The following is a 19,508-nucleotide window of genomic DNA, read 5'->3' as shown; positions in this document are numbered from 1 at the left end:
AAATCACTCAGAATAAATATGCATTTTATTTGTAAATTACAACTTTGCACGGGTGGGTAAAAGGATTCTCCTTTCAACAGAAACCCTTATATATCTAAATTGCCAATCATCTACTGTATTACCCTATACCATAGGTGTGTTTTTACAAATTGATTTCTCGTTTTTTGCTGAGGTATACTGATGGATAATGACAAGCATTTAAAAGGCACAACCACTGTAGGCATAGTTTGCAGTGATGGAGTTGTTCTTGCCACTGAAAAAAGGGCAACTATGGGCAACTTCATAGCCAGCAAAACCGCAAAGAAGATTTACCAGATCGATGACCTGGTCGGGATGACCACTGCTGGCTCGGTAGGTGATGCCCAGCAACTTGTGCGGATGATTAGTGTGGAATCCAAACTCTATAAAATGAGGAGACAGGAATCAATAACCATCAAAGGCCTCACAACTTTACTCTCCAATATCCTTGGTGGGCAACGCTATTTCCCTCTAATGGTACAACTCCTGATAGGTGGCGTAGATAAGAATGGACCTGCTATCTTTTCACTCGATGCGATGGGTGGAAATATTGAGGAGACAAAGGCCGTTGCTACAGGCTCTGGTTCACCGATGGCTTATGGTGTTCTTGAAGACCGCTATCATGAAGGTATCAATGTCGAAGAGGGTATGGAACTTGCAATCCGTGCTCTTTACAATGCCATGAAAAGAGATTCAGCTTCTGGAAATGGTATCGATGTTGTCAAAATAACCGCGGATAGCTATAAAAGGATTGAGACTGGAGAGGTGGACAAAATTCTTGAAAACCTGAACTAAGCTACCTTATTTATCTTATTTTTTAAAATACTCTTTCCCATATTTTCTACTTTTTTATAATACAGGAAGGCATTTTTAATGGTCATAGAAGATATCCTAGAAGGATTAAAGAAAAAAATCGAGAAGAATCTTCCGGCTGGCACTACAATTTCAAATGTAGAATTTGAGGGTCCTCAGCTTGTGGTATATACAGAAGAACCCCGAAAGTTTGCTGATAATGGAAATATCGTACGGACCCTGGCCAAAAATTTAAGGACCAGAATAGTTGTCCGTCCTGATCCAAAGGTACTTTTGGGACCGGAAGAATCTATCGAGCTTATTAATCAAACTGTTCCCGAGGATTCAGGAGTTACAAATTATGATTTTGCTCCGGATGTCGGGGAAGTGATAATTGAGGCGGAAAAACCCGGTCTTGTAATAGGCAAGCATGGGGAAACCCTTCGTGAAATAACCAAGAAGGTAGGCTGGACCCCTAAAGTTGTCAGGACTCCGCCGATAAAATCCCGTACCGTGAAAAATATACGGGAATTCATGAAAAAGAACCATTCAGATAGAAAGGATATCCTTAAAACAATCGGAAGGAAAATTCACAGGGAATGTACTTCCAAGGATCACTGGGTACGTCTTACGTCCCTTGGTGGCTGCCGTGAAGTGGGTAGGAGTTGTTTCCTGCTCTCCACTCCGGAATCCAAGATTATGATCGATTGTGGTGTCAATGTAGGTTCTGACGATGATATGACTCCTTATCTTTACATTCCTGAAGTACAGCCACTAAATCAGATTGATGCGGTAGTTATTACTCATGCACATCTTGATCATCAGGGTCTTGTACCTCTTCTCTATAAATATGGTTATGATGGGCCAATTTATTGTACTCATCCCACCAGGGACCTGATGGTTCTGCTTGAACTGGACTTTATTGACGTGGCCGCCAAAGATGGAAAACGGATCCCATACGAATCTGCGGATGTACGTAATGCACTAAAGCACAGCATCGTACTGGAATATGAAGAAGTGACTGATATTGCCCCTGACATCAAGCTTACGTTCCACAATGCAGGCCATATCATTGGATCTGCAGTTTCCCATTTCCATATAGGTGATGGTTTGCATAATGTGGTAATAACCGGTGACTTCAAGTATGGGCCGACACGTCTTTTCAATCCTGCAGTAAACAAGTTCCCCCGGGTCGAGACCGTTATTACGGAATCAACTTATGGGGCCTCTAATTCTATGCAGCCTGCATTGAAAGATGCCGAAAAGAACCTGCAAAGAATTATCAAGGAAACTATAGACCGACAGGGTGTTGTGCTTATCCCTGCATTTGCTGTGGGAAGAAGCCAGGAAGTTATGATTGTCATAGAAGAAGCTATCAGGAAAGGAATTATCGATGAGGTCCCGGTTTATCTCGATGGTATGATATGGGAGGCAACCGCCATTCACGCTACCTATCCGGAATATCTAAATAATGACCTGAGGCGCCTGATTTTCCAGAAAGGACAGAATCCATTCTTATCTGAATGTTTCAAACCCGTGGATTCCAATGAGCTAAGGAGGAATATCATTGAAAATCCACATCCATGTGTGATCCTGTCGACTTCCGGTATGATGAGTGGTGGGCCGATAATGGAATATTTCAAAGCCTTTGCACCGAATGAAAGGAATACTTTAGTGTTTGTTGGTTATCAGGCCGATGGAACTATGGGTCGTCGCATTCAGAAAGGCTGGAAGGAAATTCCCTTGTCTTCCGGAGGCAAGGGTTCAGAAACCGTGCGAATGAACATGGATGTTGAAATTGTGGATGGTTTCTCCGGCCATTCTGACCGCAGACAGCTCATGGAATATTTCAAACGCATGAAACCACAGCCAGAACGTGTTTTTACCGAGCACGGTGATGAACGCTCGTGCATAGATCTTGCAAGTTCTGTCCATAAAAGAAAGAAAATCGAAACAAGAGCTCTTACCAATCTGGAAACTATAAGACTGGTATAAAGCTTTAATCAAGGAGGCTGCAGAGGTACTTCACAAGTTCCCTGTGGTCTCTTACAACAATATCTGCCTTGTTGAGAAGATCAGCGCTGACATAGGTTGGAACTGCAATGCAAAACAATCCTGCATTCTTTGCGGCTTCAACTCCCAATGGTGCATTTTCCAGGACAATGCATTTATCTTTTTGTACTGCAAGCCTTTCCACAGCAGTCAAATAAGGTTCGGGATCTGGTTTTCCCTTCTCTACATCTGTTCCTGCAATAATTGTATTGAATATTTTGGGGTAGAACTTACTCATCAGCGTTTCTACAATGGCACGGTCGGATCCTGAGACTACTGCAAGTTTGAACTTTGTTTGAAGGGATTTGAAAATTTCATCCATTCCATCAAATACATACGCCTTCTGGTTTTTGAAAAAAAGTTCTTTTTTCCTTTCATGTATCTGCTCCATATCCTCTTCAGTAGGCACCTTTCCTTGCTTTTCAAATATTTTTTCTATAATTCCTATGTGGTTGGACCCTTCGAGAATGTATATTTCTTCTTTTTCTATATCTATCCCTGCTTCTTTGAAGGAAGTTTTCCAGGCTTGTGCATGGAATGACATCGAATCTACAAGCACTCCATCGACATCTGATATGATTGCCTCTAAGTTTTCAGGTATTGCAGTTTTATCCATCACGGTTGAGTACTATTTTAGCTTATTAAAAGTTTGTTCGAAAAGATTATAACGATACAGGTCACATGTTATTATGGTGAATTCGCATGTCTAAATTCAACAAAAGGGATACAGAGAGAAAGGGTGCGAAAAAAAATGAAAACCTTGAGGAAAAACTCATTCAGGAAAATCTGAATGACCTTAAATCGGAAGGTGATGAAGTTCCGGAATAAAAACTTTTATTGTGTACGGTTATCCCTTTTGCAGTCTGTTTTTTGCATTTCAGGATGACCTGTGAAAAGTAGTTGAACATTCTTGACAAATATCAAGAAACATTATTAATTCTAAAAGGGCCAACCGGCCACTTATATGGGCCGGTTGCCTCTCTATTAAATATAAAAATTAGTCTTTGGAAAGCGATCTCAGCCTCTTGACGAGGGTGAGCCTTGCATCGTTCTCTTCTTTCACTTTCTCTTCAAAATGTCTGACGATCTTGTTGAGAGGAGCTGCAAGACTGTAAATCTTTGTAGGCCTCCCTTTGCCGTTTAGTTTTTTGCTGCTTTCCTCTATCCAGTTATTCTTTCTCATAGAGCGCATTGCAACACTTACTTCAGGTTGTCGCAATCCTGTATTCATCTCAATATCCAGAGATGAAGCTTCGTCAACATTTTTTAAGTAAGCAATAGTAGTTGCCAGGTTTCTTGAAACTCCAAGGCCTCTAAATGCTTCTATCATCTCTTCATCTGACTCGTTTATTCTTGTCATGTACATCTTTAATCCTTCCTTTCATATCATTTATCGAAGAGTCATACCCAAAGGTAATTGGAATATTTTTTTCTTCGATACCACCACTTCTATATAAGTTACTATATTACACATGGTTTATATATTTTTCGTCAAATCGGGATTCATGAAAAAATTCAATAAGAAAAATTTTGAATATTTGTCTCTGCGTCTGATTCCAGCAGGCGTATACGCCTTTGCCTACTCATCCTGCTATTCATCTACGATGATAGCATCGTATGCATGTACACATAGCAGTAAAAATATTATGTGGATATTATAAAACAATCCAGGGTGCTGGATTGTTTGCCAAATGCTGGTTGTAAATCTATTATAGAGGAAGTTGGTTTAATTATTATTCTTCAAATAAGAGATTGCATTTCCTTTATTTTGGATGCATTCGTTTCTTTTTTAGTTTTCAAGACTGATTGGTAATATTTTTGTCTCTTACTGCTTTTAATTTAAAGTGGCTTTTCTGCTATTATTTTAGTGATTTGTTTTTTGTAAGATCATTTTTTATTTGTTTGTTTAGCGTTAGTTTTAAATATTATATACTCGGTAAAAGGTTACTGGTTGCATAGTATGTGCAACATCGATTGGGTGAAGGAAATGAACAATCAAAAATCAAAAAAAACAAGCAATACATGCATAGAAACAAAATCAATTTTAAAAGGACATGATGCAAAATCTGATTTGCCTGACTTAGAGGTGAGCTGATATGCCAATTGACACGGGCGATACAGCTTTTATCATAATTTGCACTGCTATGGTGATGTTAATGGCTCCTGCTGTGGGTCTTTTTTATGGCGGTATGGTTCGATCTAAAAATTTGATTTCGATGATAACCCTGGCCTTTGTGGCTTTTGCAATAGTCACGATTCAATGGGTTACTGTCGGATATTCACTTGCCTTTGGAAGTGATATTGCGGGTTTGATCGGTGGTCTTGACTACCTCTTCCTTGAAGGGATTGGAACGGGAGGGGATGGAATACCAGACCTCCTTTTCATGGTATTCCAGCTCGTCTTTGCAGGTGTTACACTCACAATTGTAACTTCTGGTGTGGCCGAAAGGATAAAGCTTAGTTCATTCATCGTTTTCGGTGTACTCTGGACCACTCTTATCTACGATCCACTGGCTCACTGGGCCTGGGGTGGTGGTTGGGCTGCAAGTTTTGGAGCTCTTGATTTTGCAGGAGGGACTGTTGTACACATTAGTTCCGGTTTTGCTGCTCTTGCACTGGCACTTGTGATTGGCAACCGTACAGGTTTCGGTAAATATTCTCTGGAGCCTTCCAACATACCCACGACCTTGCTGGGGGGTGCCTTGCTCTGGTTTGGATGGTTCGCTTTTAATGCTGGTAGCGCACTTGCAGCAGATGGTGTTGCAGTAAATGCGCTTGTGGCAACCAACATTGCCGCTGCTTCGGGTGCCCTTTCCTGGATGGTCGCATCATGGGTATTTGGTAAGCCCAGCTCTTTAGGATTGATCAGTGGAGCAATTGCAGGTCTTGTTGCAATAACTCCTGCATGTGGGTTTGTAGAACCAATTGCAGCAATTCCAATTGGCCTTTTTGCAGGGCTTGTCTGCTATGGCGGCCTTATCCTGCGTATGCGCATGAATCTTGATGAAAGTCTGGATGCGTGGGCAGTACACGGTCTCGGGGGTGCCTGGGGAGCAGTTGCTACAGGGATTTTTGCATCCGCAACAATTGGCGGAGTGAATGGACTGCTTTATGGAAACCCTGCTCAGTTGCTAATTCAGATGGCAGATGTAGTAGCTGTAATTTTGTACGCCTTCGTAGCAACTTTTGCTATTGCAAAAATAATAGACATGACAATTGGGTTGCGTGTTTCAGAGGAAGAAGAGTATGTTGGTCTCGATATTGCACAGCACGGCGAGTCAACAAGTATGTGAGGTCTAACTATGAAAAAGAAGATTACTGCAATAATAAGGCCGGAAAAGCTAGAGAATGTAAAAGAGGCTCTTGAAGAAAAAGGATTCATTGCCATGACCATTACGGACGTTAAGGGAAGAGGGGCCCAAAAAGGCATTCATCTCCAGTACAGAGGTAAGAAAACAGAAGTTGACCTTATCCCCAAGGTACAGATTGATATGGTCCTGGATGAAAATGATGTGCTGAGAGTAATGTCTACTATAAAAAAAGCAGGCAAGACAGGTAAAGCAGGAGACGGGAAAATATTCGTCTCTCCCGTTGAGATGGTAGCAAATGTAAGGGACGAAGAAGTTATGGTATCTGGCTAATAACCGGATACTCTTTTTTATTTTAAAACCGGGTTATCTGAGTGTCTGGAATTTTCTCATTAATCAGTTTTTCCAATTCATCAATTTTGTCTTCTGCAACAGCAACTACTATTTCCACCACGTCAGAATAGTGTTCATCCAGGATTATGGCACAATTTCCAAGCATATGTTTTACAAATTGCATATTGCCGTAGTCCACTACAATTTTCATTTCCTGTGTGGGTCTCTTCTCAACAATACCGCCGTCATCTATGGCCTCAATAGCGGTTTGTTTGTAAGCACGGGATAGTCCTCCAAAGCCAAGTTTGATTCCACCAAAATAACGGGTTACTATCACTACAACATTATCAAGTCCCTTCAATTCAAGGACTTTGAAAACAGGTTTGCCAGAGCTTCCCGAAGGTTCTCCGTCATCATCATATTTCATAATCAGGTTTCCGTCACCCGTGAGACGATATGCAAATACATTATGGTTTGCGTCGGGATATCTTTGTTGGATCTCTTCCACAAAAGTCTTTGCTTCAATTTCATCTGTAACTGGAAATGCATTGCCTATGAATCTGGATTTTTTAAATTCTTTTATCGCTGATCCATTGCTATGTATCGTTTTTATAAGAGACATTAGACCACTCTGGATTGTTCTTTCATTGTATCCTTCCCTATAAAAGCATAATCTAATCGTGGTCTTTGTTTTTCATATATAGTTGGTTTTCCAATAAATATGGATACTGCAACAAGAGGTCAAACATCCAATTTTTTTGATTCCCTGTGCAGGAAGATTACAGCCACCATGAATGCAAGAAAATCTGAAACTGGCAGAGATAACCATATACCGGTCAGGCCGAAAAACATGGGGAGTATGATCAATAAGGGTGGCAGGAAGATCAACTGTCGTGAAAGAGTCACAAACAGGGATTCCTTGGATTTACCCAGTGATTGTAGAAGGGCTGTTGCTACAATCTGTGCTCCTATAAAGGGCATCATTATGTAACATATCTTGATTGCGGGCACGCCCATCCCTATAAGAACCGGGTCATTGCTGAAAACACCTATGATTTGCTCGGGTATGATAAAAACGACTATTGCAAAGATCAGACTGAGCCCTGTGGCCAGGTAGGTAGAAAGGGAAATCGTCCTCTTCACGCGCTGCATCTGGTTTGCCCCGTAGTTGAAACCAAAGATTGGTTGGATCCCCTGTTTAATACCTATAACCGGCATCAGGGTTAGCATGAATACCTTGATTATAATGCCAAATACAGCAATTGCAACATCGCCGCCATAGTAGAGTAAGCTCTGGTTAAAAATGAGGAAAAGACCGCTTTCCACCACATTAAAAAGAAATTCTGACATACCGATGTATGTTGATTCGTTTACTATTGACATGTCAGGGCGCAGGGAGGTTAAACTGAATGGAACTGTGGCTTTTCCGGAGGCGTAATAATAGAATACCATTATAGTGCCTATTATCTGCGAGATCACTGTTGCAATAGCTGCACCTTTTACGCCCATTCCAAATTCAAATATAAAAAGAGGGTCGAGCAAAATGTTGGCAACACTGGATATGACCATGATAAGCATTGCAAATGATGTGTTTCCTTCGGCACGGATTGAGTTGTTCATGGCAGCTGAAAAGGTGAAAAAGACCGTTCCAAGGAGGATGTAATATGTATAGTCTGCAGCGTAGGGCATCACTTCAGCAGAGGCACCAAAGAGGGTGAGCAACTCTTCCATAAATACCAAGCCTACAACCGTGAATAGCAGGCTTGCAACTGTTACCATGGTGGCCATGTTGCCCACAGTCTTTTCTGCAACCTGCTGCTTTTTGCTACCCAGGGACCTGGAGATAATTGATGCTCCCCCAACTCCCACACCAAGCGCAATTGCCAACATCAGCATTTGTACCGGGAATGCCACTGAAAGACCGGCAATCCCCAGAACACTATCTTCGCCAAGGCCGCGGCCGATGAAAATAGTATCAACCAGATTATATAGGGCCTGGACTACAAGACCGACTATAGCCGGGGCTGCCAGTTTTACGATCAGGCTGCCAATGTTCTCCTGTGCCAGCATTATGTTGCGTTCATGGGGCATTATCTATTACCTTTCAATTCGCCTCTTTTGCTGATGTATTCCTGACAACTGTATAATAATTACCAGGAAAGAAAAGCAACAGGTACGCAACTTTTATATCAAGTTTGCCCCGGCCCAAAAAAGAATAGAACTTATTTTTCCAGTAACCTTGTGACTTCTGCAAGCATTTCAGGTATGGGTATTTCCTGGGGACAGCGCTCTGCACATTGTCCACAATCTATGCAGTTGGATGCCTTTCGCTGGTCTCCTACGTGGGACGCATAAGCCCTGCTTGCATCTTCTATATTTTCATAAAGCATAGCATTATTGAGATATTTGAAGTTTAGGGGAATCTGCACACCTGCAGGACATGGCAGGCAATATCTGCAACCTGTGCAATCAACAACAAGTTTGTCGCGATAGATTTCCCGTACCTTGCCTATCAATGCGTGATCTCTTTCAGTCAGGGAATGTGGCAATGCCTTATTTGCTGTTTCTAGATTTTCCTTCAATTGCTCGAGATTGCTCATACCGCTTAAGACCATACTTACCTGCGCAAGGTCCCATATATAGCGCAATCCCCATTCTGCTGGTGTGCGTTTGACTTCACTTTTGTCCCAGATATTCATAATATCGTCTGGTACCATATCGGCCAGGCAGCCTCCCCTCAAAGGCTCCATAATTATTACTCCAAGGTTTTGCGATGCTGCATATAGTAAACCTTCGTGGCCTGCCTGATAATCGATGTCAAGGTAGTTGTACTGGATCTGACAGACATCCCATGGGTAGGCATCAACGATTTCCTTGAACAAAGAGATCTCATCGTGAAAAGAAAATCCTACATAACGGGCTCTGCCATCTTTTTTAATTTGGTCAAGGAAATCATATAGGCCAAGTTCCACAAGTTTTGGCCAAAAATCCCGGTTTAGTGTATGAATTAGATAAAAATCAACGTAATCCGTACTAAGTCTTTCAAGTTGTTCATCAAAGTAGCGATCCATGTCTTCCCGGCTTTCAATGTTCCATGACGGCATTTTGGTGGCGAGATTTACTTTATCTCTGTAACCATTCTGCAACGCTTTAGCCAGTAGGGGTTCACTTTTACCTTCATGGTAGGGATATGCGGTATCAAGATAATTTATGCCCTGGTCAATGGCATAGTGAATTATCTCGCAAGCTCTTTGCTCATCAATGTGTCCGGGATCGCCGTCTATTATGGGCAGCCGCATACAACCCAGCCCAAGGGATGAAACTTTCTCACCTGTTTTTCCAAGTGTACGGTATAACATGCTCAAATGTGGTATTTCGTTGATAATAAGCTTTGGTATTCTGACGATTAAGTTCTGAAGACTCTTACTAACCTATAGTTCATACTAATGATGAGTATGACATTTGTAAGAATTCACAAGTTATTTATAGTAATTTTGCACAGATAGTATATTGCAAGCAAATTCATATTCATTATGGATTGCTAGTGGTGGTACACATGAGACGTGGTAAACTCGAAATTATGATAGACATACTTAAAGTTGTACAGAGAACAGAAGCAACAAAAACTTCTATCGTTTATAAGGCAAACCTGAATTTTAATCGTGCTGATAATTACCTTGAAGCCCTTATAGATCAGGGACTTATCACAAAGGCATCAAATCGTTACTTAATTACTAATCTGGGAGCAGGTTATCTCCAGAAAATGAGTGATGTCAGAGAGGTGTTAGAAGCACCAACCTGTTGAAATAAATTTAGATACAAAAATTTACAATTATTGGATTTATTAACTATTACCGTCTTATTGACGGTAATGCTAACTATTTTTTACTGGTTTTTCAATACAATTATTCATAAAAAGTACTTTTGTTTCCAAAAATTACAATAATAAAGTTTATAATCTATGCTGTAAAATTGTATATGGGGGTATATTATTTGAAAATAAGAATGTTGAATTCAAGAAATGAAATTAACAGACTGGGCGAAGATGAAAAATTCATCCACTTTTCGTTCAGGCCAAGTGACATAGATATCCTGGAAATACTCAAAAATTGTCCAAATCTCAAAGCAGCCCAGATTCCGCCTTCTTACATGAAATCCCTTTCAGGAAACGTGCCAAAAATACTGAAGATGCAAGGGGTGGAATTACTTAAAGGGGATTTGAAGGGAACAAAGGTCATAAAATATATGGAAGTTATAGAAACATAATTTTGCTTTTATTTAATTTAGAAGTGACTTCAATTGCAGTTATCAAACTTTTAATTTCTGTATGAAATATGCAGAGATTTTCTTTTTGGTAAGTTATAATTTTTCCAATTAAAAATATTATCACTTCTTTAATACTTGGATTCTTTCTTAGTTATATTCGTTTTCAGGGAGGAGTTCCCGTCATAACTTCCGCATATGCCCGTAATATTTCCGCTACACTCCATGCCTGTGAAATACAACCACCGGGATTATGTGGAGGGTCGCCATCAAAAACTTCAGACACGGTACCAATACCTGCTTCATTAAAATGCCCGGTAAATCGAAGTAAAAGAGTGCGGCAATATTGTCTGTTATTCTCAGAGTTTCCATGTACTTTCAAATAACCACTGATGAAAAAACCAAACAGCCATGGCCACACTGTCCCATTATGATAGGCCTTATCCCTACTTACTGCATCTCCTTCATATTTTCCCACATATTTACTGTCAGCCTTTGAAAGGGTGCGCAGGCCATAAGGTGTGAATAAATCCTCTGCTACTTTTTGGAGTACATAGAATGCTTTATCTTCAGAAAGTACGGGAAATGGCAGGGAAATTGCAAATATCTGGTTTGGTCTTACAGATGCATCTTTTATTTCTGGATTCTCTGGGAAAATACAATCATAAAGGCATAATTTGTCGGCGTTCCAGTATTTTTTGGCAAAGTTTTCCTTTATTTGATGAGCTAACTGCTTATAGTCTGAAGAGGGAACATCAATTGATTTTGCAAGCCAGGTAACTGTACAGAGAGCATTGTACCATAAAGCATTAATTTCACAGGCTTTACCTTCCCGGGGAGTCACATTTAAACTACCAATTTTTGCATCCATCCACGTAAGCTGAGGTCCATGGGTAATCAACCCGTCAGAATCCATATGAATATTGTTTATAGTTCCTTTCCTGTAATTTTCAATAATGTCAGAAATTACAGGCCAGATATTGCTGACAAAAGCCTGATCTTTTGTGTAGGCAAAATATCTTCCAACTGCATGGACAAACCATAAAGAAGCATCAACTGTATTATAACCTGCATCACCATCTTGTCTATCCGGGAAATAGTTGGGAATCAAACCCTTGAAGCAATATTTTGAAAAAGTTGAAAGTATCTGACGGGCTTTGTCATATCTGCCTGTAACAAGTGTAAGCCCTTCAAGGGAGATCATCGCATCCCGGCCCCAGTCAGCAAACCAGTGATAGCCTGCAATTACCGACTCGGATGAGGTAGATTTTCTTTCCACAATAAAAGAATCGGCAGATAGAACAAGTTTCTTTACGAAAGGATTAGCAGTACCAACCGGGGAACAAAGTCCCCTTCTTCTCGAAAGTTCTTTCTGGAATTCTTCCTCAACATCGATATTTGAGGGAATTTCAGGAGTGGATACAACAAAATCAAAAATATTTCCTGAACAATGTACAGGGGTTTCAAAATAGCCAGGATTAAATAGGTCTTCCTGAAAGGCCAGACCTCTCTTCCTGTCCATATCGTATTCAAAATTGTAATACCAGTAAGATTTCGGGTTGTACTCCATCTTGCAAAACATTTCAAATTTTTCCTCCCCATTCCTGATTACAAGCTTTCCATCTCTTGTTGACTGCCTGAATTGGAAATTTTTTGAGCGTTTTACATGATGGAAGTCCCGGTAGGTTACAAGAGGAAAAATCCTGAAAATGGTATTACTTGTTTCAGCGCTTATGTGATATCTTATTATAGTGGTATTCAGGCCATGTAACATGAAGACCTGCTTTTTCAGTTTCACTCCCCCAGTAGAATAGTCAAAGGTGGGCACTGGATCAGTGGAGTAGTTTTCCAGATACAGGAATCCTTCAGGATGGATTGTTTTTGGGTATTTATGAGTGGCAAGACGGTATGTCTTTCCTCTGACTTCCAGTTCCTCATCGAGGTTAGACAGTATAACTTTGCGTTCCACAGGTGAATTGAGGGAAGCCACCAGAAGGCCATGATATTTCCTTGTATTTGCACCTATTATAGTGGATGAGGCATAGCCACCCAGACCGTTGGTGACAATCCATTCTCTGGATATTCCATTTTTGTAACTTTGTTCATGTTCGGGAATGAGTGGCATATAAGCTACCTTATCCAACATTAGTTGTTTCGTCATTTATTGATTCGTTCAGCAGTAGAATGTTGGTAATCATCAGGGCACAGCTCCAGCTTAGGGGGATAGCCCAGGCAGGTTTTCCCGTATGTTTATCTACTTGTTCGGGTAATAGACCGGTGCAGGTGGTGCCTCTTATAGACCATTTTATGTATTCAAGGCCCGAATCCATAAGTCTGGTCCTTTCTTCTGCTTTGACATGTCCCGAAACTGCAAGTGTCAGCATTGCCCTGGATAACCATAGTGTTGTGACAACCCATGGATTACCTCCTATGTAATTGTCATCTTCGAATCGTTTGATTCCAAAATATCCATTGACGGGTACTTTCAGTTTTTCGGCTACCTTATAGATCATTGAGATGATCATTTCTCTTTCCTTCTGGTCTTCAGTTGATAGCATCCCAAAAGGGACAAAAGCGCCGATTATACTTGCATCCATAGTGGCATCAAGGGCATCGTCTATGATTCCCCTTCCAAAATAGCCGTCATTTAACCACATTTTCTCGATAGTGGTCTTTTTTATAAGTGCGGCACGCTCATCCCAACGCTCGGCAAGTTCAGGTTCGCCATAATCCTTTGCCATTATGGCAGCTCCCTTTAAGCCTCCATAAATGGATGCATTGGTGTAACTGAAAATACCTTTGTATGTCTCCCACAATCCTCGGCAGGGTTCATGTAGCCCGCTTGGAGTTCTTTTCATCAGGTATTCAGCTCCACTCAATACAGTGACCCACATATCATCCAAAAATTCGAGTTTTTCGACACCTTCGAGGATATGATAATATTTTTCGATTGCAAACAGAGTTGATCCCGTTTCATCAATCTGGGTTGAACTCTTAAAATTACCCCATGAAGGTGCTTCCTTTCCATCCAGCCAGTATCTCTGGAACCATGAACCATCGGTAAGCTGGGTTCTTTTGCACCACTTAAAGAACCTGGCACAATAATCCGGATAAGAGGCATCCAACAGGGCAGTGACCACTTCTGCAGAGTCCCGGTTCCAGCAAAAACCATAACCTCCACACATTTCAAAATCGTGATCGAATTCCGGGGCTGCAACAAAAGAGCCGTTGGCATCATCACTTAAAAGGTTCAGGCAGAGCAAAGCCCTGTCGTACATGTCATAGAGGGATTTACGGAAATTCGGCTGGTTTTCAAGTTCTGGCAGTTGTACTGCCTTTTTTCTTGATAGCCATTTTAACCAGTGTTCTTTGGTTTTATCCAGCATTTTCTCAATAGGGATACTGGAAATAAAACGCATCCTTTTATACAGTGTGTTTCTCCCCGAAGCAGCCCCCAGGAATACCGTAATCGTTTTTTTCTCTCCAGGTTCCAGATCGAGATTCCATCCTATTGCATTGTTTAGTTTTCCAATATCTTCAGGATTGTTCTGTAGCTGTCCGTCTTCCATGTCATATTTCGCGTTGGTCCACCAAACCCTGTCTGAAGATTTACCAACTTGCCACTGGGTGAACCTGGGTACTGAAGTTATTCCCAGATGGCAGGAATGCCTGTACTGCACCAGTAAGTTGGCTTTTTCATCACAGAATGCAGAATTTTTTTCATGAGTATCTCCCACACGCAGATTGGAATAATAAAAGAACTTTCCGTGGAACTTCTTGTGGGAGCATATCTCATATTTTCGGATAAGGACCGGAAGAGAAGGATGGACAAAATCCAGAATGGACATCCTTATATCTGTAGGATGTTTAAGTTCGGTATTTACTATATTTGCTTCTTCTAAATATTCCTGTTTTACTGCCCATTCATGATTATTTGACCAGATAAGCTTCCCTTCGGCATAAATACAAGCCTGTGAATCCACTAAATGCTGTGCCCAATCTCTGGCAGGATAAAAGAAAGTGACCAATTCCCCTTTCTTGCCCATTGTTACCAGTAATTTCTCATTACCGACCATGACATTGGGTTGCCTTATCAATCAAATTCCTCCTCCAAAGAGTGAATATATGTCTTACGTGTAGATATTTTTATCCTTGGCGGCAAGGTTTTTGAAAACCTGTGATTTGAAGTCATTGATTATTGCCATGAAATTGATGGCTGCTTCATATGGGGAGGTATGAATACTGAAATAAGAATGTACATCACCATCTCCGAGCCATTTTGTACATATGTAATAATAATGGTCCGATGTCAGGAGATGCTTCCATATTTTTATGAGTTCTTTGTCGCCTGTTTTTTTCACGTAGGGTTCGAGTAATTTGACCTCCTCGAAACACCGCCTTTGCATATCATTACCCAACCAGGCACTGGTATCTCTTTCAATATCTGCCCATGAAATAGTACTGAGATCCTTCACATCTATTTCGCCCACAGGGTCGTACTTCCCTATAATTTCTGAAGGTGTCTGGAATGTGAGGTTTCTTTCCAAAACTTCTCCGGGAAGCTCGCGAAGAAAGTCAAATATGCCTGTTTCTGTCCATTGGTGTTCCCCAAAGGTTTCATAGTCCATGAAGATGTTGAGAATTTCTCCTTCCTGATGTGTGGCCCAATCTGCCCATTTACTGGCAGTTAAAGGGTATTCGCTCCACCAGCGTGCTGAAAAGCGGTATCCTATATCATCACTCATCTTGTAATTACGCAATAACACCTTCAGGTCACAATTCTTTGAATTATAGACATAGTTGGGAGTATCTACAAGCCCATCAACTCCTTCTATGAGTATGCCGCTATATCCCATCTCAGAGACAGTCTTTGCAATACTGTTGTTGTAGAGCAGTTCTGTATTCCTGAAAAAAAGTGGTTTTGCACCCAGTGTTTCTGAAATCAATTTGTGGTGCTCACGAACCTGTTCAATAAATTCGCTCTTGTCATCAAAAAGCCCTGCCAGGGAATGATAATTCGTTTCATCCAAAAATTCAACGCATCCGGTATCAGCCAGTGCCTGAAAGAGTTCTATGACCTTCGGATTCCATTTTTTGCACTGGCTCAACAGTGTACCGGTAACTGAAATACTAAAGCGGAAATCCCCTTCATACTGTTCGATAAGCTGAAGCATGGTTTTTGTAGCCGGAAGGTAGCACTTGTCAGCCACCTTTTCGAATATTTCCCTGTTTATCGCAGTATCGAAATATCTTTCGAATCCTTCTGAATGATCTGGCCAGAACCATTTAAGGCGATAGGGTTGATGAAGTTCGAAATACATGCATACTGCTTTCATTTTTTCTCCTCCAGTATTGCACGCTTGAGGTCCGATATTACGGAAAAAACGTTTACTGCCCGTTCAGCACCCAGATGAGTATTCTCTGGTCCCATTTCCAGCAAGATTTCACTTTGCTGGAGACAACGATATACGTAGACAAGGTCGTGGTAACCAGGTGAATCCCTGATTTCATGAAGCATTTTTCCGATATCAATTAACTCATAGAGATACAGGTGCTGTATATGATTGCCCACCAGATTATGTAAACCATAGCGAGAGGTAGCATTTGTCTTAAGTGTTTCCAGAGGTTCATGTCCAAAAGTATCGACTGCTGTCTCTGGCAATATCATCTCTATCCCGTGTTTTTGCAGACTTTTTGGAAGTTCTATGAGAAAGCGAATAATATTGTCTTGCTTTTTATGATGTTTTATTAGAGAACCATAATTGAAAAAGAGAGTTACGACATCACCATCCATATTTGCTATCCATGATGCAAATTTATCGGCGATTAGTGGATAGCACACCCATTCCGTATCAGAGAACCGGTCCTCAATATCTTCACTGAGATCAATATGACGCAGTAGGGTTGGCATATCGTTTACATAAACGTATACTGGTTCCTTTTTACCCAAAAGGTTTTCAGAGCCTTCAGAGATGTAGCATTTAAACCCCATTTGACTGATTATTGGAGAAATATCTTTTGCAAGAAGCAATTCAGAATTGATGAAAGTTTTAGGTTCATATTTGAACAATTCTTTTAGTTTCATCCTATGCATCTTAACCTGTTCCCTGAGTTCCATTTTATCAGGGAAAAGGGATGCAACTGAATGGAAATATGGAGAACATGCTAACTCAGCTCCTCTGTTTTTGAGGTCACGGAAGGAATCAATTACTGCAGGATGTAATCTGCACTGGTCAAGGAAAATACCTGAGATATCAAATGTATATGAAGCTCCCCTGTCCATCGATTCCAGCAATGCTTCGTTAATCGAAAGAATGTGCGGGACGAACTTCTCGAACCTGGAATAAATTTTATATTGGTCAAAATAGTTTTCGAATTCCACTTTAGAGTAACCTTCTTCCGGCCAGTACCATTTCACATCGTAAGGTACATGTACCTCACAGCAAAGACATACTGCTTTCATTTCACTCATCCCCCAAATCCCTTATTTGCATAGCAGTACTCATATATTACTTTATTATTCTTTCTCTACCACATTGTCATAGATTTCTGTTGTTTGTTTAGCAATATTCTTCCACTCATATTTACTATTGATTAAGTCGTGTCCCATACGTCCCATTATATCATCATGTACATTATCCAGCACATAGTTTATTCCCCACGCTATTGAATCCGGGTTCTGTTGCACAAGCACACCGTTTTCAAAATTGTCTATGATATCCACAGCTTTTGTGGCTACGATGTTTTTGCAAGCATCCCATGCCTCCAGTACAACTATACCAAAAGGCTCATTGCGGCTGGGGACACACATGATGTCACAGGCATTGATCCAGTCCCTACGAATTTCATCACTGGCATATCCCGAAAAGATACAATAGTCTGAAACACCGTGTTCTTTAGCAGAAGATTCGCAGTATGGGCGCATCTCACCCTCTCCAATAAACATAAACCTCACATTCCAGTGTCTTTCAAGGATTTTTGGGATTGCCTCCACAAGCATATCCGGCCCCTTCTGGTAACTCATACGTCCTACAAAAAGAACCACAGGTGCAAAGGGATGAAACCCAAAATTCGTTTTGATCTTTCCCTGGTCAACTTCCTTTTTTATTCTTCCCTGTGATATGCCATTAGGGATGACCGATATCTTATAGTCGGGGATCTGGTAAAGATGTTGAATCTCTTTTTTGAAGTTCAAAGACGTTACAATCACATGTGAGGCTTCATACCCGCCTTTCCATTCCCTGTGCGATATCTCTTCAAAATGATACCCTCCACTGTATACATTTCCATTCCTGCCCCATTCAGTGCTGTGGTAGGTGATTATGGAGGGTAGGCCATATTTTCTCTTAATCCTGCATAAAACATTGACTGGATGCCAGTCGTGTATATGGATGACATCGAAATCTCCGTAACTACCTGATACTTCCTGGAACATGGAATACATGCTATTGCACATACTGTCCATCTGGTGGACAATATCCCCGGAACTATCATGATCAACACGATGGTAATGAACACCGTTTATCTTTTCATGTTGCTCAAGATCATTATTACGTGTAAAAATGTGGACGGAATGGCCCAGATCAACAAGATTTTCGGACAGCTCTGAAACATGAGGGGCCAAACCTCCAACCTTTACTGAGTGCAGGCTTTCCCAGGCAAACATACCGATTTTTAAAAGTGCCACCAATATACTCCTTCCTATCAACTTATATTATTTTTTAGTTGCTGTACGGCATTTTCAGGTGGCATGGTATTGATGTAGATCCCTGTATTTTTTTCAAAACCAGCTGCAATCGATGTTACCGGTTGTATCCTCAGGTTGAAGTGGTATTTGGGGTCATCCTGAAGCTGGTAGAACATGTAATTATAGGGCACTTCTTTTAAAATATTATTTATTGATGAAAGGGAAAAAATAATCGCATCTCCCAAAAGTCCCAGCATATCTTCGGTGAAATCTGAGATGTGATTTATGTGTCTTTGGGGAAGGATCCATAATTCATAGGGAACCTTTGAAAAATAAGGGGCAATAACTATGAATTCCTCGTTATGGTATAATAAACGTGGACCTCCACATTCTTCCACTATGATATTGCAGTAAGGGCAGGTTTCAGAAGCCTTGATTACTTCAACTTCCCTCTTAAGCTCCGGGGGGATAAATGGCAATGCTATTAATTGGGAATGGGCGTGTGCAATAGAAGCACCTGCTTTTTGCCCCTCATTTTTAAAAAGAGAAACATAAGCTATTTTTTCCAGTGATTGATAATAGGTTACACGGTCCTGGTAGGCTTTCATGAAAAGCATTATTTCATCATCTGAAAAATTAGAAACCTTATGAGAATGCTTAGGTGTTTCTACAATTACTTCATGGAATCCATAACCCTCCATTGTTGTAGATATTGTATCTGAAGGTCTTTCAGATTTTGAGGAAAGTGCAGGATAACGGTTAGGAAAACACCTTATACCCCAGTTCTTTATTCTGGAGTTATCTGTGTCCTGTAAAATTTCTTCATTCTTATAAACAGCAGTGGCCGGAGGTGTATTGTCTTCATAACCTTCACAGAATACACATTCTGAAGTCTTTTTTTCAAAAATGCTGTCTGCATAATCAGAAGGACGTTTATTTCTCCTTGGTGCTATTATGCAATATTCATCCATAAAATAGTGCTTGCGTATCTGCGACATATACCCGCTACCCCATATTTCAATTGATGTCTAATCCTATATATTTTTAATCAGCGG

The 19,508-nt window shown here is 40.8% G+C and carries 18 protein-coding genes; 7 read left to right on the top strand and 11 right to left on the bottom strand.

Annotated elements, in window-relative coordinates; all coding sequences use genetic code 11:
- Positions 1–180: 180 nt before the first annotated feature.
- Positions 181–813 (top strand): archaeal proteasome endopeptidase complex subunit beta, encoded by a 633-nt coding sequence (psmB, locus tag BHR79_RS09910; RefSeq protein ID WP_072562158.1) that lies wholly within the window; start codon positions 181–183, stop codon positions 811–813.
- A 78-nt stretch (positions 814–891) separates the two neighbouring features.
- On the top strand, positions 892–2,805 hold the full coding sequence (locus BHR79_RS09905; protein WP_072562157.1) for a beta-CASP ribonuclease aCPSF1: 1,914 nt from the start codon (positions 892–894) through the stop codon (positions 2,803–2,805).
- 4 nt (positions 2,806–2,809) lie between these two features.
- On the opposite strand, the gene BHR79_RS09900 is transcribed toward BHR79_RS09905, so the two are convergent.
- Entirely contained in the window at positions 2,810–3,478 is a 669-nt protein-coding gene (locus BHR79_RS09900) for an HAD family hydrolase (protein WP_072562156.1), read from the bottom strand.
- A gap of 86 nt (positions 3,479–3,564) precedes the next feature.
- Here BHR79_RS09900 and BHR79_RS10855 point away from each other — a divergent pair, with 86 nt between their 5' ends.
- Positions 3,565–3,690, top strand: a complete 126-nt coding sequence (locus BHR79_RS10855) for a hypothetical protein (RefSeq protein WP_268765989.1) — start codon at positions 3,565–3,567, stop codon at positions 3,688–3,690.
- A gap of 169 nt (positions 3,691–3,859) precedes the next feature.
- Here BHR79_RS10855 and BHR79_RS09895 read toward each other — a convergent pair whose 3' ends face one another.
- Positions 3,860–4,228 (bottom strand): transcriptional regulator protein, encoded by a 369-nt coding sequence (locus BHR79_RS09895; protein WP_072562155.1) that lies wholly within the window; start codon positions 4,226–4,228, stop codon positions 3,860–3,862.
- Positions 4,229–4,958: 730 nt separating this feature from the next.
- Here BHR79_RS09895 and BHR79_RS09890 point away from each other — a divergent pair.
- A complete protein-coding gene (locus BHR79_RS09890; RefSeq protein ID WP_072562154.1) occupies positions 4,959–6,155 on the top strand; it encodes an ammonium transporter in 1,197 nt (398 codons plus the stop codon).
- A 9-nt stretch (positions 6,156–6,164) separates the two neighbouring features.
- Positions 6,165–6,503, top strand: coding sequence for a P-II family nitrogen regulator (locus BHR79_RS09885; protein WP_072562153.1), 339 nt, complete (start codon positions 6,165–6,167; stop codon positions 6,501–6,503).
- Between the two features lie 22 nt (positions 6,504–6,525).
- On the opposite strand, the gene BHR79_RS09880 is transcribed toward BHR79_RS09885, so the two are convergent.
- From BHR79_RS09880 to BHR79_RS09870, 3 genes are all read right to left on the bottom strand, one after another.
- Entirely contained in the window at positions 6,526–7,125 is a 600-nt protein-coding gene (locus BHR79_RS09880) for an IMPACT family protein (RefSeq protein ID WP_072562152.1), read from the bottom strand.
- A gap of 119 nt (positions 7,126–7,244) precedes the next feature.
- Entirely contained in the window at positions 7,245–8,594 is a 1,350-nt protein-coding gene (locus tag BHR79_RS09875; RefSeq protein WP_072562151.1) for an MATE family efflux transporter, read from the bottom strand.
- Between the two features lie 131 nt (positions 8,595–8,725).
- On the bottom strand, positions 8,726–9,862 hold the full coding sequence (locus tag BHR79_RS09870) for an aldo/keto reductase (protein ID WP_072562150.1): 1,137 nt from the start codon (positions 9,860–9,862) through the stop codon (positions 8,726–8,728).
- Positions 9,863–10,059: 197 nt separating this feature from the next.
- Here BHR79_RS09870 and BHR79_RS09865 point away from each other — a divergent pair, with 197 nt between their 5' ends.
- The gene (locus tag BHR79_RS09865; protein WP_072358179.1) at positions 10,060–10,308 is read left to right on the top strand and encodes a winged helix-turn-helix domain-containing protein; all 249 of its coding nucleotides are present in this window, start codon (positions 10,060–10,062) and stop codon (positions 10,306–10,308) included.
- Positions 10,309–10,496: 188 nt separating this feature from the next.
- Positions 10,497–10,769, top strand: a complete 273-nt coding sequence (locus BHR79_RS09860) for a DUF1699 family protein (protein ID WP_072562388.1) — start codon at positions 10,497–10,499, stop codon at positions 10,767–10,769.
- A gap of 163 nt (positions 10,770–10,932) precedes the next feature.
- On the opposite strand, the gene BHR79_RS09855 is transcribed toward BHR79_RS09860, so the two are convergent.
- The 6 genes from BHR79_RS09855 to BHR79_RS09830 are packed head-to-tail and all read right to left on the bottom strand — an operon-like array spanning position 10,933 to position 19,451.
- Entirely contained in the window at positions 10,933–12,891 is a 1,959-nt protein-coding gene (locus tag BHR79_RS09855; RefSeq protein WP_072562149.1) for an amylo-alpha-1,6-glucosidase, read from the bottom strand.
- A gap of 10 nt (positions 12,892–12,901) precedes the next feature.
- Positions 12,902–14,863: a glycoside hydrolase family 15 protein gene (locus BHR79_RS09850; RefSeq protein WP_072562148.1), complete on the bottom strand. Its 1,962-nt coding sequence runs from the start codon at positions 14,861–14,863 to the stop codon at positions 12,902–12,904.
- 33 nt (positions 14,864–14,896) lie between these two features.
- A complete protein-coding gene (locus BHR79_RS09845; RefSeq protein WP_072562147.1) occupies positions 14,897–16,102 on the bottom strand; it encodes a glycoside hydrolase family 57 protein in 1,206 nt (401 codons plus the stop codon).
- Complete coding sequence (locus BHR79_RS09840) at positions 16,099–17,229, bottom strand: glycoside hydrolase family 57 protein (protein WP_072562387.1); 1,131 nt, start codon at positions 17,227–17,229, stop codon at positions 16,099–16,101. The genes BHR79_RS09845 and BHR79_RS09840 overlap by 4 nt, the downstream gene beginning before the upstream one ends.
- Before the next feature lie 54 nt (positions 17,230–17,283).
- Entirely contained in the window at positions 17,284–18,453 is a 1,170-nt protein-coding gene (locus tag BHR79_RS09835; RefSeq protein WP_091828992.1) for a glycosyltransferase family 4 protein, read from the bottom strand.
- 17 nt (positions 18,454–18,470) lie between these two features.
- Positions 18,471–19,451, bottom strand: coding sequence for a galactose-1-phosphate uridylyltransferase (locus BHR79_RS09830; RefSeq protein WP_072562146.1), 981 nt, complete (start codon positions 19,449–19,451; stop codon positions 18,471–18,473).
- Between the last annotated feature and the right edge of the window lie 57 nt (positions 19,452–19,508).

It is taken from the genome of Methanohalophilus halophilus (genome assembly GCF_001889405.1).
Lineage (GTDB): Archaea > Halobacteriota > Methanosarcinia > Methanosarcinales > Methanosarcinaceae > Methanohalophilus > Methanohalophilus halophilus.
This window is presented reverse-complemented; position numbering and strand designations above follow the sequence as displayed.